20 protein-coding genes are annotated in these 13,824 nt (G+C 63.8%); 9 read left to right on the top strand and 11 right to left on the bottom strand.

The annotated features are described in order from the left end of the window. Positions 1-16: 16 nt before the first annotated feature. Both ACN9MU_RS12535 and ACN9MU_RS12530 read right to left on the bottom strand, forming a co-directional pair. Entirely contained in the window at positions 17-913 is an 897-nt protein-coding gene (locus tag ACN9MU_RS12535) for a zinc-dependent peptidase (RefSeq protein WP_426322676.1), read from the bottom strand. 93 nt (positions 914-1,006) lie between these two features. Further along, positions 1,007-1,642, bottom strand: coding sequence for a winged helix-turn-helix domain-containing protein (locus ACN9MU_RS12530; protein WP_229210060.1), 636 nt, complete (start codon positions 1,640-1,642; stop codon positions 1,007-1,009). Positions 1,643-1,874: 232 nt separating this feature from the next. Between ACN9MU_RS12530 and ACN9MU_RS12525 the strand changes: the two genes are divergently transcribed. From ACN9MU_RS12525 to ACN9MU_RS12515, 3 genes are all read left to right on the top strand, one after another. Then, a complete protein-coding gene (locus ACN9MU_RS12525) occupies positions 1,875-2,123 on the top strand; it encodes a hypothetical protein (protein ID WP_426171010.1) in 249 nt (82 codons plus the stop codon). 249 nt (positions 2,124-2,372) lie between these two features. Continuing rightward, the gene (locus ACN9MU_RS12520; protein WP_426171008.1) at positions 2,373-3,425 is read left to right on the top strand and encodes an OmpA family protein; all 1,053 of its coding nucleotides are present in this window, start codon (positions 2,373-2,375) and stop codon (positions 3,423-3,425) included. 94 nt (positions 3,426-3,519) lie between these two features. Beyond that, positions 3,520-4,422 carry a YihY/virulence factor BrkB family protein gene (locus ACN9MU_RS12515; RefSeq protein ID WP_426171007.1) on the top strand — a complete coding sequence of 301 codons (903 nt, stop codon included), beginning with the start codon at positions 3,520-3,522 and terminating at the stop codon, positions 4,420-4,422. A gap of 16 nt (positions 4,423-4,438) precedes the next feature. Here ACN9MU_RS12515 and ACN9MU_RS12510 read toward each other — a convergent pair whose 3' ends face one another. Together ACN9MU_RS12510 and ACN9MU_RS12505 are read right to left on the bottom strand one after the other, a co-directional pair. Further along, positions 4,439-5,509, bottom strand: coding sequence for an AI-2E family transporter (locus ACN9MU_RS12510; protein WP_426171005.1), 1,071 nt, complete (start codon positions 5,507-5,509; stop codon positions 4,439-4,441). Between the two features lie 18 nt (positions 5,510-5,527). Beyond that, positions 5,528-5,839 (bottom strand): BON domain-containing protein, encoded by a 312-nt coding sequence (locus ACN9MU_RS12505; RefSeq protein WP_426171004.1) that lies wholly within the window; start codon positions 5,837-5,839, stop codon positions 5,528-5,530. Positions 5,840-5,995: 156 nt separating this feature from the next. Here ACN9MU_RS12505 and ACN9MU_RS12500 point away from each other — a divergent pair, with 156 nt between their 5' ends. The 4 genes from ACN9MU_RS12500 (at position 5,996) to ACN9MU_RS12485 (ending at position 7,661) form a co-directional block, all read left to right on the top strand. Continuing rightward, on the top strand, positions 5,996-6,445 hold the full coding sequence (locus ACN9MU_RS12500) for a glycine zipper 2TM domain-containing protein (RefSeq protein WP_426171002.1): 450 nt from the start codon (positions 5,996-5,998) through the stop codon (positions 6,443-6,445). A gap of 11 nt (positions 6,446-6,456) precedes the next feature. Further along, positions 6,457-6,609, top strand: a complete 153-nt coding sequence (locus tag ACN9MU_RS12495) for a DUF3309 domain-containing protein (RefSeq protein ID WP_082507486.1) — start codon at positions 6,457-6,459, stop codon at positions 6,607-6,609. 14 nt (positions 6,610-6,623) lie between these two features. After that, positions 6,624-6,971: a hypothetical protein gene (locus ACN9MU_RS12490; protein WP_426171001.1), complete on the top strand. Its 348-nt coding sequence runs from the start codon at positions 6,624-6,626 to the stop codon at positions 6,969-6,971. A 78-nt stretch (positions 6,972-7,049) separates the two neighbouring features. Continuing rightward, entirely contained in the window at positions 7,050-7,661 is a 612-nt protein-coding gene (locus ACN9MU_RS12485) for a Crp/Fnr family transcriptional regulator (protein WP_426322672.1), read from the top strand. On the opposite strand, the gene ACN9MU_RS12480 is transcribed toward ACN9MU_RS12485, so the two are convergent. The 6 genes from ACN9MU_RS12480 to ACN9MU_RS12455 are packed head-to-tail and all read right to left on the bottom strand — an operon-like array spanning position 7,658 to position 10,565. Next, positions 7,658-8,017 (bottom strand): hypothetical protein, encoded by a 360-nt coding sequence (locus ACN9MU_RS12480; RefSeq protein WP_426170997.1) that lies wholly within the window; start codon positions 8,015-8,017, stop codon positions 7,658-7,660. The genes ACN9MU_RS12485 and ACN9MU_RS12480 overlap by 4 nt on opposite strands. 10 nt (positions 8,018-8,027) lie before the next feature. Beyond that, entirely contained in the window at positions 8,028-8,414 is a 387-nt protein-coding gene (locus tag ACN9MU_RS12475; RefSeq protein WP_426170995.1) for a phage holin family protein, read from the bottom strand. A gap of 3 nt (positions 8,415-8,417) precedes the next feature. Further along, positions 8,418-8,720 (bottom strand): DUF883 family protein, encoded by a 303-nt coding sequence (locus ACN9MU_RS12470; RefSeq protein ID WP_426170993.1) that lies wholly within the window; start codon positions 8,718-8,720, stop codon positions 8,418-8,420. 26 nt (positions 8,721-8,746) lie between these two features. Next, positions 8,747-9,253 (bottom strand): ferritin-like domain-containing protein, encoded by a 507-nt coding sequence (locus ACN9MU_RS12465; protein ID WP_426170991.1) that lies wholly within the window; start codon positions 9,251-9,253, stop codon positions 8,747-8,749. A gap of 12 nt (positions 9,254-9,265) precedes the next feature. Further along, the gene (locus ACN9MU_RS12460) at positions 9,266-10,159 is read right to left on the bottom strand and encodes an OmpA family protein (protein ID WP_426170989.1); all 894 of its coding nucleotides are present in this window, start codon (positions 10,157-10,159) and stop codon (positions 9,266-9,268) included. 13 nt (positions 10,160-10,172) lie between these two features. Then, entirely contained in the window at positions 10,173-10,565 is a 393-nt protein-coding gene (locus tag ACN9MU_RS12455; RefSeq protein ID WP_426170988.1) for a DUF4398 domain-containing protein, read from the bottom strand. Positions 10,566-10,675: 110 nt separating this feature from the next. Here ACN9MU_RS12455 and ACN9MU_RS12450 point away from each other — a divergent pair, with 110 nt between their 5' ends. Both ACN9MU_RS12450 and ACN9MU_RS12445 read left to right on the top strand, forming a co-directional pair. Further along, positions 10,676-12,691 carry an AsmA family protein gene (locus ACN9MU_RS12450; RefSeq protein WP_426344667.1) on the top strand — a complete coding sequence of 672 codons (2,016 nt, stop codon included), beginning with the start codon at positions 10,676-10,678 and terminating at the stop codon, positions 12,689-12,691. A gap of 89 nt (positions 12,692-12,780) precedes the next feature. Next, a complete protein-coding gene (locus ACN9MU_RS12445; protein WP_426170985.1) occupies positions 12,781-13,002 on the top strand; it encodes a glycine zipper 2TM domain-containing protein in 222 nt (73 codons plus the stop codon). On the opposite strand, the gene ACN9MU_RS12440 is transcribed toward ACN9MU_RS12445, so the two are convergent. Continuing rightward, positions 12,999-13,718: a Crp/Fnr family transcriptional regulator gene (locus tag ACN9MU_RS12440; protein WP_426322667.1), complete on the bottom strand. Its 720-nt coding sequence runs from the start codon at positions 13,716-13,718 to the stop codon at positions 12,999-13,001. The genes ACN9MU_RS12445 and ACN9MU_RS12440 overlap by 4 nt on opposite strands. Between the last annotated feature and the right edge of the window lie 106 nt (positions 13,719-13,824).

The raw sequence follows: 13,824 nt of genomic DNA, 5'->3' as shown, positions 1-13,824 counted from the left end.
GCGCCTTTGAGTCTCCTTACCAGTCGGCCCAGGCGAACGACCGCACAGGCATTGGCATCGACAGGAAGGCCGGTTCGGGCGCTGGCGGCGGCGGTGCGGCCAACCAGTTGCGCGGATCGACCCGGTAATACTTTTGCAGCTCGCCATACAAGGCGGCATGGCGCTCGGCCAGTTGCCACGGCCGCGTGAAGAAGGTTTCCGTCGCCACGGCAAAGAACTCGGCAGGACTGGTCGCACCGTAATGGTCCAGCACGCTATCCTGCCGGCCCAGCCAGGCAGCATGGCGCAAGTTGGCGTAGTCGCGCGACAGCACTTCCGACCAGCTGCGATAGCTGTCCGGGCTGCCAAGATAGGGGGCGCCGTTATTGCTGCCCGATTCGCTGTCGAGCTGGTGGGCGAACTCATGCAGCACGACGTTGTTTCCGCCCTGCCAATCCAGCGTGCCGCGCGCGACATCGTCCCAGGACAGCACGATGCGGCCATCGCTCCAGGATTCACCCAGCATCTGCCGGCGCGCCGGCGTGATCACGCCGCCCGCCCCCACTTCGTCGCGGTTGGCGACAAAGGCGCCCGGATAGACCAGGATGGTGTGCAAGGCGCTGTAGACCTTGCTCGGCTTGTTCAGCAACAGCAGGCAAGCCTGGGCGGCGATGGTGATGCGCATCTCATCGCTCACCTCGAGGCCGGCGCAACCGACGAATTTTTTCTGGTGCAGGAATTGCACCACCATGCGCTGCAACTGGCGCTGCAAGTCCGGCGCCAGTTGGCGGTAGAAAGGCATGCTGCGCTCGAGCATAGCCTGCTCGGCGGCTGCCAGCGGCCGGGCCAGCGCCCGCCGCAAGGTCCAGCGTGGATACACGATCGGCGCCGCGATGCCCAGCGCCGTCAAGATAAGCAAAACCCAAGCGTCCATGATGCCGTCCATAACAGAACTCGTTCCGCCACAGATGGGGCTGGTCAATGGCATTTCAACATGCCATTGATGGAAGCTTATCACTGTTCCGGCTTAAGGCATGGCCTTTTGCAGGGAGCTCGGGGCGCCAAACAGCGCTGCCACCAAGGGGTCGCGCTGGACCGGGCCGCGGTTGACGCGGATGGCGTAATGGGTGTCATCTGCCAGGATATGGAAGTGACGGCCATTTCCGGCCATGCTCTGTTCGCGCAGGCTGGGGCGCTCCTTGCGCGGCGGCGCGCCTTCGCGCTTGGGCTGGGCGATCGCGGCCAGGAAGGCTTGCACGCGTTCGGCATCCGGGGTCAGCTGGTAGACAGCCTTGCCCAGGTAGGTCGCCGTGCCTTCGATATAACGGGCCAGTTCGATCACGCCGGCTTCGCGCAGGTCGCGGATATATTTACGGGCGCCGGATGGGGAAAATTTCAGGAACCAGGCGATTTCGTCAGCCAGCATTTCGTGGTTTTGTAATTCCGCCACCAGTTTCTGCATATTTTCGATGCGGCGCAGGGTCGCCGAGGTGGATCGGACGCGCTCGATCGGGGCCAGCGACAGGGCTTTGCGCTCCGTCACGGGACCGGGACGCTCGACAAGCGCCAGGCGTGGACGGGACGGCACAGCCGGCAACGGTGCCGGCAGCTCTGCGGTAGCTTCGATTTCGAGGCCATGGGACGATTCTCTGATTGCGTGCATTTGAACACTCCTTGTAGATGCCAGGGTGGATTCGCAGGCTCCAGAGTGCCTTGCCTGCGACTCATCGGTCTGTGCGGCAACGAACATACAAACGAACAAACATTGGTTATTTGCCAATCTCTGCTGCGTCAGGAGCTTGGACCTTGATTTCCTGTGTGTGTTCCCGAACAGAGGCGCAACCCGACAGCGGCCTATGCTGGAGCCGGCATCAACCAACCAGAGAGGAACGACCATGAAATATCCAGTCCTGCTCGCAGCCCTGGCCCTGGTGGGCCTGACCGCCTGCGAAAAGACCGTCACCAATAATCCGCCGCCCACGGTGGAACCGGCGCCGCCGCCAGCGGTCGTGCCGGGTCCGCCGGGGCCGGAAGGCCCGAAAGGCGAACCTGGCACCCCTGGTCCGCAAGGCGAGCCAGGCAAGGCCGGCGACACCGTCATCGTGCAGCCGCAGACGCCGCCGCCTGAGCCTGAAAAGAAATAGTCAGTCTGTCAACCGACCGCCACCTATCCCCGTTTAGGTGGCGGCCTGACGAAATTTCAATAGTGAATTATGGTATATGTTGTATAAATGCCACGTGATTGCTATACTTCAAGCCAAATGTGCGCCAACGCACGGATACTGACGGTTAACGCCGCCTAAACTGAACCCACAGCAATGTATCACCGCTGGGAAAGGGAGTCGCGCAACTTTTTTTTGCGACTTTGCTACTCAAACAACGGGAGTTTTCTAGTGAATAAGATTAAGAATATCGCCATCGCCGCTGCGATGTTGTCGGCTTCGTTCGCCGCTTCGGCGCAGGACACCCTGCTCAACCAGAACTGGTACGTCGGCGCTGGCGCTGGCGCGTTCCGCCCTGACGGCGACTGGGGCATCGACAAATACGACGGTGCCTACGGCCTGAAACTGGGTAAAGCCCTGAATGAACAGTGGGACCTGCAATTCAACGCCACCCACGCTGCCACCAAGAAGTTCGGCTCCCGCTACGGCCAGAAGACCCTGGGCGTTGACGGCCTGTACATGCTGACCCGTAAGACGGTGCGTCCATTCCTGCTGGTTGGTGCCGGCATGGAACGCGATGTGTTCACCGCAGCGAACAGCGTTGCTGAGCCAAAGCGCAATTCCCCATTCGTCTCCGTTGGCGTAGGTCTGCAGTCGAACATCACCGACCGCCTGTTCCTGCAAGCTGACCTGCGCAATGTGCACGGCTTCATCCGCGGCAACGAGTTCGACAACTCGAAATCGAACAACAAATACCTGATGTTCTCGCTGAACTACCTGCTGGGCCCAGCGCCACAGCCAGCGCCACCGCCTGCACCGGTGGCGCCAGTCGTGGCGCCTGAGCCAACCCCGGCGCCAGTTGCCGCTCCAGTGGCGCCTCCGCCACCAGCACCGAAGTTCGAAAAAGTCACCATGTCCGCCAACGAACTGTTCGCCTTCGACAGCGCCAACCTGGCGCCGGAACAGCCTAAGCTGGACGACATGGCCAAGCTGCTGAACGAAGACAAGTCGGTCAACAACGTGGTCATCACCGGCCACACCGACCGCCTGGGTTCGGACAAGTACAACCAGAAGCTGTCCGAGCGTCGTGCCGAAGCCGTCAAGACCTACCTGGTCAGCAAGGGTGTTGATGCATCCCGCCTGACCGCGCAAGGCAAGGGCAAGTCCCAGCCAGTGGTACAGTGCAACGACAAGAAGATGAAGCGCGCCGACCTGATCAAGTGCCTGGAACCAAACCGTCGCGTTGAAATCGACAATGTGACCGCGGAACGCCGTGTGAAGTAATCACTGCCAACGCGGTATGGAAGGGGCCTGCGGGCCCCTTTTTTTGTGCCCCGGCGCACCGTCAGCCTGGCCGCGCCGGACGTACACTCGGCTCATGGGCTGGAGACGCTTTCCCCACATCGCCAAGAAGCTGCCTGCCGTTGGCTGGTGCGCCATCACCGAATGGCTCGAGCACCGCGCCAGCAGCAAAGGGGCCGCGCTCGCCTTCTACACCCTGTTTTCGCTGGCGCCGATCCTGGTGCTGGTGATCGCGATAGCCGGCCTGTTCTACGGCAAGGAGGCGGCCCAGGGGGAACTGTTCTTCCAGCTGCGCGGCCTGGTTGGCAGCCAGGGCGCGGAAGCGATCCAGCTGATCCTCTCTGGCGCCAGCAATGAAACACAAGGCATGATCGCCACCCTGGTGGCCGGCGCCCTGCTGCTGTTTGGCGCCACCAGCGTGTTCACCGAACTGAAAGGCAGCCTCGACGAAATCTGGCAATTGCCACCTGCGCAAGGCGGCGGCATCTGGGATACCGTACGCACGCGCCTGCTATCCTTCGGCATGGTGCTGGTGCTCGGCTTCCTGCTGCTGGTTTCGCTGGTGGTCAGCGCCGCCCTCGCCCTCGTCGAAAAGAAAATGGGCGCTTACTGGCAGGATGCCGCATTGCTGCTGACCATCCTCAACCACGTCATCAGTTTCTTCGTGATTTCCGCCCTGTTTGCCGTGATCTACAAGATGCTGCCGCGCGTCAGGCTGTCATGGCGCGACGTGGTGATTGGCGCCTTCGGCACCGCGGCCCTGTTCACCTTGGGCAAATACGGCATCGGCGTCTACATCGGCAACAGCGGCGTGACCGACAGCTTCGGCGCCGCCGGCTCCCTGATCGCGGTCCTGCTGTGGGTCTATTACTCGGCCCAGGTGTTCTTCCTCGGCGCCGAATTTGCGCGCCAGTATGCGCTCCAGCTGGGCAGCCTGCGCCACCGGCACGGCAGCCCCCGAATGGATACGCTCAGATAGCGGCAGCATTCCCCGCCTACTCGCCCAGCAGCTCGGCGACCACTTCCATGCCCTCGACCTTCTCGGCCACGACCTTGACGATCACCACCACCGGCACGCCGAGCAGCAAGCCCCACACGCCCCACAGCCAGCCCCAGAACAGCAGGCTGACGAACACCGCGGCGGCATTCATGCGCGCGATGCGCCCGGTCATCCAGGTGGCAATGACGGTGCCGACCAGGGTCGCGATGGCGATCGAGGCCAGCGCCACCAGCGCCACCATCTGCAGCGATTCCGATTGCAGGTAAGAGGCGACGCTGAGCGCACAGACAATCAGCAGCGGGCCGAAATAAGGCATCAGGTGCAGCAGCCCCGCCACGATGGCCCAGGCGCCGGCGTTTTCCACCCCGATGAAATGCAGGGCCAGCCACATCAGCAGCGCCAGCAGCACATTGGTCACCAGCAGCATGAACATATAGCCCTGGATCGAACTGTTGATCTCGTCGAGGATCTGCAGCGTGACCTTCTTGCGCGTCAGCGAAGGCCCGGCCAGCTTGACCAGCTTGCGCTTGAAGGTGTCGCCGGACAGCAGCAGGAAGAACACCAGGAACACCACCATGGTGGCCTGGCTCAGGAAAGACAGCAGGCCGCGCGAACCGGCCCAGACCCAGTCGATCACCTTGATATGCCCGCCATCCTGCGTGACCACGGCGATCGCTTTGCGCGGCGGCGTGGCAGGCTTGCCAGCGGTCGCCTGCTCGATCTGGGTGGCGACATCCTGGATGCGCTTGAGCGTGCTGTCCTTGCCGCTGGTGGTCGAGGCCACCAGGCGCGACAGTTTGCGCCCCGCATCGGGCAGTTCTTCGATGATGTTGGAAAATTCGACGTGCACTTTCTCCGCCGTCACCGCACCGCCCCCCAGGATGGCGCAAGTGACAAGCGTCGTGCCCAGCGCACGCCGTACGCGCACGCGTTCCAGCCAGGCCACCAGCGGGTTCAGCGTGTAGGCCAGCAGGATGCCAAGCAGCAGGGGCACGAGGAAACCCCGGCCCCACTGCAAGGCGTACAGGAAGGCGACGGTGGCAAGGATGGTCTGCGCCAGGCGCATGAGCCATGCCACCCGCGTTTATTTGACGCGGATGTCGTTCTTGACTTCCTTGACACCTTTCACGCCGCGGGCAATTTCGCCGGCGCGGGTGATGTCGGCAGGCTGGGCCACGAAGCCGCTCAGCTGCACGGTGCCTTTGAAGGTCTCGACATTGATTTCAGTCGACTTCAGCGATGGCTCGTTGAAGATGCTGGCCTTGACCTTGGTGGTCAGGGCGGCGTCGTCGATATATTCGCCGGCGCTTTCCTTGGTGGGGGTCGAGGCGCAGCCAGCCAGGCCGAGGGTTGAGGCAATGAACACGGCAGTAGCGAATTTCTGGGTGAATTTCATGACGCTTCTCCTTTGTGAGGTGGGTGTTCCGGGCACTAGTGTCCAGCTAACAAGCCCCTTTTTCTGTTCGCTGGCGAACATTGTGCGGAATCGCACAGACGAGCAAGGGCGGGCGGCCATAAGCTGCGCCTAATCCCACCCACAGGAGGAGACGTTATGAAACCGACTGTATCCCTTGCAGCGATGATGGTGGCGGTGGCCGCTTTGTCGGCCGGCTGCGCCAGCAACTCATCCTATCCCCAGGCAACCGATTATTCCTCGCAGGCCGATGTCTCGACGTATGGCACGGTCGATTCGATCCGCGTGGTGCGCGTTGACCCGGCCACCAGCGGAGCCGGCGCAGTCGCCGGCGGCTTGCTGGGTGCCCTGGCCGGCAGCCAGATCGGCTCCGGTTCCGGCCGTACCGCGGCAACCGCTGCCGGTGCGATTGGCGGCGCCGTGATCGGCAACCGCGTTGAAGAGAGCCGCAACATGCCGCGCGATGTGTACCAGATCAGCGTGCGCCTGGATAACGGCGACTACCGTACCGTCAACCAGGACAGCGCCTACGACCTGCGGGTCGGCACGCGCGTGCGCGTGGTCGATGGCCGGGTTTACCGCTATTAAAGGAGGTTGCCATGGCCACCATCCTGCTGATCGTGCTGGTCCTGCTTGTCATCGGCGCCCTGCCAACCTGGCCGCATAGCCGCAACTGGGGTTATGCCCCGAGCGGCGTTGCCGGCCTGATTGTTGTCGTCTTGCTCATCCTGCTGCTGACCGGCAGGCTGTAGCGAAGGAGCCCATCATGAAAATGCTGATTGGCGCTGCCGCCCTGGCCCTGTGCGGGTTGGCCAGCGCCCAGGTCACGCCGCCGGAAGTTGCAAGGCAGCAACAGCAAGAACTGAAGCGCGGCGACCCGCCGCGCTGGACCAGGCCGGACCGCACCGAAGCGGCCCAGCTTGCTACGCTGCGCAAGGAAATCAACGCAGCCCTGCGTGAAGCCCTGGAAGCCTGCAAGCAGCAAGGGGCCGGCGCCAACAGCGACTGCGTGAAAGAAGCGCGCAGCATTGCCCAGTCGGACATGGCCAACGCGCGCCAGATCCACCTGGCCACGCGCGACATGTCGCGTACCTTTGAAACCAGTGGCAAATAAGCAAGCGTACAACCGCCAGTTATGGCCGCATCATAAAAAGTCATCCTGGCCTGGCAGCAGGTCGGGTATGATGCGAGCATGCCACATGCATACCAATTACAAAGAGAGCAACACCGGGCTACCACCGTCCAGCGCTTGGGCATTGGCATTGAGCTCTACGACCGCTACACCGAGCTGAGCGCCCCGCACGTGACTGCGGTACACGTGCGCAAGGGCACCATGCTGCAGGAGGCCGGCACGCGCGCCACCCATTACTACTGGATTTCCAGCGGGGTGGCGCGGCGCGGCCATATCTCGGTGGCCGGCGAAGACCTGACCCTGGGCTTCATCACCGAAGGTGAAAACACCGGTTCGCACAGCGATATGATGGGCGGCCTGCAGGGCGAGCCGGCGCGCGAATTCTTCGTCGCCGAGACGGCCGTCGAGGCCTGGCGCATCGACTGGATGGCCATGCAGCGCCACAGGGCCGAGCATGGCTTTGTGAATGAGTACTACCTGAAGATCATCGAATGCAGCATCCGCCGTTATGCGGCCAACCTGCAGATCCGCAGCCACAATACGGCGGAAGCGCGGCTGGCAGCGTTCCGCAGCCAGTTCCCCGGCCTGGAACAACGCATCACCCAGCGCGCGCTGGCCTCCTACCTCGGCATTACGACGCAGTACATGTCGCGCCTGCGCAAGACCCTTTAAGCATCGGGCTTGCGCCGCATCAGCCACCAGGCGCCGACTGCCGCCAGCACCCCGGCCGCCGCGGCCGGCTTCCACAAGCGCTTGCGGGCAATCCACGAACCCAGTGTCACCGCATACGGCAGCACGGTCTTGAAGCTGATGCCGGACAAGCCGCCGCCCTGCCCGATGAAGCTGCCAAGGCGTGACTGCAGCGTGCCGATGGCCTGGTCCACCGCCCCATGCAGCAGCGCTTGCGGCTGCAGGGCGTTGATCACTTCATGCTTGGAGCGCAGCGTGCCGAGGCGGTACAACTCGCCTTCCCGCACCAGCCTTTCCTTGGCTACGGCAAGCGCCTGTAATTCCTGTCTGGACGCCATGGTCTCCCTTTCAAAGCAGCATGTCGCGGTCGGACTTGAGTTCCGCCATCGTCGCCGACAAGCCCAGTTTGCCTTGCCGCACCAGGCTGCGCCCCCACAGCACCAGGCCGATCGCCACTACCGCAAAGGCAATCGCCAGCACCAGCAGGATCTTCCAGCCCATCGCTTCCCAACACAGGTAGATCAGGGTCGCCGTGCCGAACGCGATGGCGAACCAGGCAGCCAGCAGGGCCACGGCAAACACGATGGACAATTGCAGCAGGGTGTCGCGCACCTCGGTCAGCTCAAGGGCTGCCAGTTCCAGGCGCGACAGTAAAAGATGCAGGCTGTTTTTGGCAAGCCCGGCCAGTGAGGCGATCAGGCCGGGCGGTGGTGGTACCTGGTTCTCGGCGGACATCGCTTATTTGCGGCCGAGGATAACGCCTACCAGCAGACCCACGCCGGCTGCCACGGCGATGGAACGCCATGGATTTTCCTTGACGTAGGCATCGGTCGAAGCAGCGGCATGCTTGGCGCCGGCAATCGCGCTGGCCTGGGCTTCATGGGCCTTGGCCAGTGCGCTATCGAGCGCTTTCATGCCGCGGCCACGCAATTCATCCGCTTTTTCGCCAGTGAGCGCGGTGGCGGCCGTGAACAGGGCTTGCGCATCCTTGACCAGCGTTTTCACATCGTTATTGACGGTACTGATGTTCTGTTCCAGCATGATAGGACTCCTCTTTCGTAAGTGATTTACGCCAATAGGTCTCGCATATCGTCGGCGTGTTCTTCCTCCACCGCCATGATTTGCGTCAAGAGTTGCTTGGTCGTCGGGTCGCTGTCGCCAATCAGTTCGATCATCTGGCGATAGCTCTCGATGGCCACCCGTTCTGCCACCAGGTTGGCCCGCACCATCGCTTGCACCTCCCTTGAGTCATCATACTCGGCATGGCTCCTGTCGAGCAACGTTGCTGGATTGAAATCGGGTTCGCCATTGAGCTGGACGATGCGCTCGGCCAGCCAGTCGGCATGCTGCTGCTCCTGCGTCGCATGCTCCAGGAACTCGGCCTTGATCGAGGCGTTCGACAGGCCGGTCACCATGTAGTAGTGGCGCTTGTAGCGGTGGATGCAGACCAGTTCGGTGGCCAGCGCTTCGTTCAGCATTTGCAGCACCATCGCGCGGTTGCCCTTGTAGCCTTCGGTCACCGGACCGTCGGCCATATTGCGGGCTGCCGCGCGGATCGCATTTTTATCGATCATGGAAACTCCTCGTCAGCGGCGATAGGTCACCGGGCGGCCCGCTTCGGACAGCACGATTTCCACCCGCCGGTTCATCTGGCGCTCGCCAGCCGTGGCATTGCCGGCCACTGGATACGCTTCGCCATAGCCGCGCGTCTCGATGCGCGAGCGCTCGATGCCCATCTGGCCCAGTGCGCTGCGCACCGCTTCGGCGCGGCGCTGCGACAGCTGCAGGTTGTAGGCATCGCTGCCGGTGCTGTCGGTAAAGCCTTCGATCAGCACGGTGCGGTCGGGATTGTCGCGCAGCACATCGGCCAGGCGCTGGGCGGTCGCCATGCCTTGCGAGGTCAGCACGGCCTGGTCGACGTTGAACAGCACGTCGCCGAAGGTGATCACGATGCCGCGCTCGGTCTGCTTGGCCTGCAAGTCGGCCAGCTGCGCCGCCAGGGCGGCAGCGCGGGCTTGTGCGTCGCTTTTCGCCGCTTCGGCGCTGGCGGCCTGGTTCTGCGCATTTTCGGCCTCCATGCGGGCCTGGTCGGCACGGCGCTTGGCCGCCTCGGCTTCCGCCGTGCGCGCTTGCAGGCGCACCTGGTCGCGCTGCGAGGCGGCGTCCTTCAACTGGTCTTCGGCGGACTTGGCACGCGCGATTTCCTCGGCGCTGGCGGTCTTCTGCTTGGCGATGTAGGCCAGCTTGTCGATCGTTTGCAGGCTTTCATTGCGCGCCGCCGCTGTATTGGCCTGGTCCATGGCACGGGTGGCGGCAGCCAGTTCGGCGCTGGCGTATTTGGCGACCATCGGGTTGCCCTGCGCCTGCGCGTAATTGGCGCGCGCGGTTTCCAGTTCGCCGGTGGTGGTCGGGGTGGTGCTGCAGGCTGCCAGGGCCAGGGCGGCGGCCAGGGCAACAGGTTTCAGGAATGGCTTGAACATGATGGCCCCTTTCTCAGCGAGTCATGGTGCTGTTGGCGCGATCGAGTTCTTCGCGCAGCACACGGATATCGTCTTGCAGCTTGTTGGCGGCCTCGGTGGCCTTGGCACTGCTGGCCTTGCTTTGCGCCAGCTTGGCGTCGGCTTGCGCCTGCTGTGCCAGGTCCTGGGCGGTGCGGTAATCCTTGGCTGCCAGCGCCTGGTTGGCGCGCAGCATCTTGTCGCGCGCTGCCGCCATTTCGGCCGGAGCCAGTTCCGGTGCGCCAGTCGAGGCAGCGGCTTCCACCGCCGTACGCGACGATGCTACTTCGGCCGTGGCCGGGGTCTTCATGCTGCTGCAACCTGCCAACGCAATCACGCATGCTGCGCAGGCGGTAGTCAACAGCGGTAGGCGATTCAGCGAATCCATTGTTGTTCTCCTCAAAGCGATTGGGGTATGCCAGTTATATAAGCTGTCCCCGATGGGTTCAGTACGGTGCCGCACATTGAAGTCGGGCTGCCCGGGTGTAAGCTGGCGCCATGGCACACACAATTTCTCGCCGCGCAAAGATTAGCCTGGCTGTGCTGGGCTTCCTGCTGGCCATTCCGGCGGTGGCCCTGGTGATCGTGTTGAACTACGACTGGAACCGCGCCCGCCCCTGGCTGGGCGCGCGCGCCACCGAGGCACTGCAAAGGCCGGTGGAACTGCGCGGCAACTTGTCGCTGACCTGGCAAAAGCAGGCGCTGCCGCCGCAGGCGCGCAGTTGGCGCGACCATATTCCCTGGCCCCATCTGGTCGCGCAAGACGTGCACGTCGGTAACCCGGCCGGCCTGCCGGCAGGCGACACCGCGGCAGCCCGGAGCCTGGCGTTCTCGCTGAGTCCATTTGCCCTGCTGGGCCGCAAGATCGCCATCCCGGAACTGCGTTTCGACCAGCCGCAGCTCGACCTGCTGCGCCAGGCCGACGGCAGGAACAACTGGACCCTGCCCAAGCGCCCGCCGTTCGAGTGGCGCATGGAACTGGAGCGCGTGGTCTTCACGCGCGGCACCATCAAGCTGGACGATGCCCAGCAACAGATCGCGGCCACCGCCCACGTCGACACGCTCGACAACGATCCTCGCTACGGCGTGCAATGGACCCTGGCCGGCAAATGGAACAAGCAGGACATCAGCGGCAAGGGCAAGACCGGCGCCGTGCTGGCCTTGCGCGACACCGGCCTGCCCTTCCCGATCCAGGCCGATGCCAAGATCGGCCTGGTCAGCGTGGCTGCCGAAGGCACGCTGACCAATCCGGCCCAGCTCGCTGCCATCGACCTGCAGCTCAAGGTCGCCGGCGCTTCGGCCGCACGCCTGTATGCACTGACCGGGCTGCTGCTGCCGGAAACCCCGCCCTTCAGTACCGCCGGGCGCCTGAGCGGCCACCTGGCCGAGGGCGCCAGCCAGTGGACCTACGAAAAATTCACCGGCCGCGTCGGCGACAGCGATATCGCCGGCACCTTGTCCTACCAGCAGCGCCAGCCGCGCGGCTTGCTGACCGGCTCAGTGCACTCGCGCCTGCTGCAGTTCGCCGACCTGGGGCCGCTGATCGGCGCCGACTCCAATGCCAAGAAAGAAGAACGCGGCGTGGCGGCAGTGCAGCCGGCCGGCAAGCTGCTGCCGGTGGAGACCTTCAAGACTGAACGCTGGACGGCGCTCGATGCCGACGTCGGCTTCCGCGCCGAGCGCATCGTGCGCACCAAGGAACTGCCGCTCAGCAAACTGGAAACGGCGTTCCACCTGAAAGACGGCGTGCTGCGCCTGACCCCGCTCAACTTTGATTTCGCCGGCGGCCGCGTCGCCTCGAAGGCAACGCTGGACGGCAGCAGCGGCGAAGCTGTCGCCGCCACGCTCGACGCCACGGCCCGCCATATCAAGCTCAGGCAACTGCTGCCCAAGCTGCCCGAACTCAAGCAGGCCACCATCGGCGAAATCAATGCCGACGCCAAGCTGACTGCGAAAGGCAACTCGGTGGCCACCCTGCTGGCGCATTCCAATGGCGAACTGAAAACCCTGGTCAACGACGGCACCGTCAGCAAGCTGCTGCTGGAGCAGATGGGCCTGAACATCGGCAACATCGTGCTGACCAAGCTGTTTGGCGACAAGCCGGTGCACCTGAACTGCCTGGCCGGCGACTTCGGCGTGCGCGACGGCCTGGCGCAGACGCGCTATTTCATCGCCGATACCGACGATGCCACGGTGCGCATCAACGGCGCAGTCAACCTGGCCAGCGAGAAAATCGACCTCACCATGAAACCGGAAAGCAAGGGCTTGCGCATTATTTCGCTGCGCGCCCCAATCTATGTGCGCGGCTCGCTCAAGCAACCCGACGTCGACATCGACAAGGGCGTGATCGCCATGCGGGCCGGCGGCGCACTGGCGCTGGGCGCGCTGGCCGCACCGGCGGCCCTGGTGCCCCTGATCAGCGCGGGCGGCGAAGGCGACAACCAATGCGCCAGCCTGCTGGCCGCCGCGCGCGAAAAGCCGAAGGCGCCGCCGCCGGGCAAGACGCAAAGGTAACAAACCGTTACACCGTGAAATAGCGAACAGATCACATCTGCCCTCCCCCGTAAGCTGGAGCCAGCATTCCACGTTACGGAGGAAACATCATGAATACCAAACAGATCGCAGCCCGCCTCGCCATCGCTACCGCCATGCTGGGCCTGGGCGCATGCTCCTCGATGTCGCAACAGGATAAGAACACGGCCATTGGCGCCGGTGTCGGCGCGGTCGCCGGTTCCGTGCTGACGGGCGGCTCCACCACCGGTACGGTGGGCGGCGCCGTGGTCGGCGGCGTGATCGGTAACCAGGTCGACAAACCTCGCCGCTAAGACGGCGTGCGGACCTGCTGGTAGCAATGGCAGGACACCGCTTCCAGGCCAGCCGGGTCCAGTATTTCGATATTGCCCCGGCTGTAGCTGATCAAGCCCTGCCCCTGCAAGGCGCTGGCCGCCTTGGTCACGCCAACGCGGCGCACGCCGAGCGCGTGGGCCAGGAATTCGTGGGTCATGTGGAAGCGGTCCGATTGCAGGCGGTCGCGCGTGACCAGCAGCGAGCGCGCCAAGCGCGCCTCCAGCACATGGAAGCGGCTGCAGACCGCGATCTGGATCGCTTGCGCCAGCAGGGTGTCGGTATAGCGGTGCAGCAGGCGCTGCAGCGATTCCATTTCCGCAAACTCGGCGATGAAATCTTCCGCCTCCATGCGCAGCGCATGGCCGCTGCGCTGGACCACGGCACGCACCTGGGCGAAACGCTGGCCCAGCGCTACCGAAGCGCCGACCATGCCTTCGCGGCCGGCCGAGCCAACTTCCAGCGTCATGCGGCCTTCCGCCACGGCCAGCAGCGAGACCAGGGTATCGAGCGGGAAAAAGATGTAGTCGATGGGCTGGCCGGCTTCGAACAGGATATCGCCGGCCGCGAGGTCCACCAGTTCGCACAGGCCCTCGAGGTGCTCGAGGTCGTCTTCCGGCAGGGTTGCCAGCAGGCGGTTGCCAATGCGGGGCGGTGGCGATTCACTGCTTGGAACGGTATGAAGATTCAGGGTCATTGCCGTCAGCCTGGTGGAGTTTAGGCGGAGCGTATCGGCAATTAAAAAGACTGTATGTACGCTGACGCACGGAAGCAGGCCAGCCCGGCCGCCACAATGCGTCTAT

Origin of the sequence: Pseudoduganella sp. R-32 (genome assembly GCF_049913245.1) — a bacterium.
Lineage (GTDB): Bacteria > Pseudomonadota > Gammaproteobacteria > Burkholderiales > Burkholderiaceae_D > Rugamonas.
This window is presented reverse-complemented; position numbering and strand designations above follow the sequence as displayed.

What these genes read in the sequence shown, in the direction of transcription:
- ACN9MU_RS12535 (WP_426322676.1), bottom strand. Translation starts at nt 913, where the DNA reads ATGGACGCTTGGGTTTTGCTTATCTTGACGGCGCTGGGCATCGCGGCG.
- ACN9MU_RS12530 (WP_229210060.1), bottom strand. Translation starts at nt 1,642, where the DNA reads ATGCACGCAATCAGAGAATCGTCCCATGGCCTCGAAATCGAAGCTACC.
- ACN9MU_RS12525 (WP_426171010.1), top strand. Translation starts at nt 1,875, where the DNA reads ATGAAATATCCAGTCCTGCTCGCAGCCCTGGCCCTGGTGGGCCTGACC.
- ACN9MU_RS12515 (WP_426171007.1), top strand. Translation starts at nt 3,520, where the DNA reads ATGGGCTGGAGACGCTTTCCCCACATCGCCAAGAAGCTGCCTGCCGTT.
- ACN9MU_RS12510 (WP_426171005.1), bottom strand. Translation starts at nt 5,509, where the DNA reads ATGCGCCTGGCGCAGACCATCCTTGCCACCGTCGCCTTCCTGTACGCC.
- ACN9MU_RS12505 (WP_426171004.1), bottom strand. Translation starts at nt 5,839, where the DNA reads ATGAAATTCACCCAGAAATTCGCTACTGCCGTGTTCATTGCCTCAACC.
- ACN9MU_RS12500 (WP_426171002.1), top strand. Translation starts at nt 5,996, where the DNA reads ATGAAACCGACTGTATCCCTTGCAGCGATGATGGTGGCGGTGGCCGCT.
- ACN9MU_RS12495 (WP_082507486.1), top strand. Translation starts at nt 6,457, where the DNA reads ATGGCCACCATCCTGCTGATCGTGCTGGTCCTGCTTGTCATCGGCGCC.
- ACN9MU_RS12490 (WP_426171001.1), top strand. Translation starts at nt 6,624, where the DNA reads ATGAAAATGCTGATTGGCGCTGCCGCCCTGGCCCTGTGCGGGTTGGCC.
- ACN9MU_RS12485 (WP_426322672.1), top strand. Translation starts at nt 7,050, where the DNA reads ATGCCACATGCATACCAATTACAAAGAGAGCAACACCGGGCTACCACC.
- ACN9MU_RS12480 (WP_426170997.1), bottom strand. Translation starts at nt 8,017, where the DNA reads ATGGCGTCCAGACAGGAATTACAGGCGCTTGCCGTAGCCAAGGAAAGG.
- ACN9MU_RS12475 (WP_426170995.1), bottom strand. Translation starts at nt 8,414, where the DNA reads ATGTCCGCCGAGAACCAGGTACCACCACCGCCCGGCCTGATCGCCTCA.
- ACN9MU_RS12470 (WP_426170993.1), bottom strand. Translation starts at nt 8,720, where the DNA reads ATGCTGGAACAGAACATCAGTACCGTCAATAACGATGTGAAAACGCTG.
- ACN9MU_RS12465 (WP_426170991.1), bottom strand. Translation starts at nt 9,253, where the DNA reads ATGATCGATAAAAATGCGATCCGCGCGGCAGCCCGCAATATGGCCGAC.
- ACN9MU_RS12460 (WP_426170989.1), bottom strand. Translation starts at nt 10,159, where the DNA reads ATGTTCAAGCCATTCCTGAAACCTGTTGCCCTGGCCGCCGCCCTGGCC.
- ACN9MU_RS12455 (WP_426170988.1), bottom strand. Translation starts at nt 10,565, where the DNA reads ATGGATTCGCTGAATCGCCTACCGCTGTTGACTACCGCCTGCGCAGCA.
- ACN9MU_RS12450 (WP_426344667.1), top strand. Translation starts at nt 10,676, where the DNA reads ATGGCACACACAATTTCTCGCCGCGCAAAGATTAGCCTGGCTGTGCTG.
- ACN9MU_RS12445 (WP_426170985.1), top strand. Translation starts at nt 12,781, where the DNA reads ATGAATACCAAACAGATCGCAGCCCGCCTCGCCATCGCTACCGCCATG.
- ACN9MU_RS12440 (WP_426322667.1), bottom strand. Translation starts at nt 13,718, where the DNA reads ATGACCCTGAATCTTCATACCGTTCCAAGCAGTGAATCGCCACCGCCC.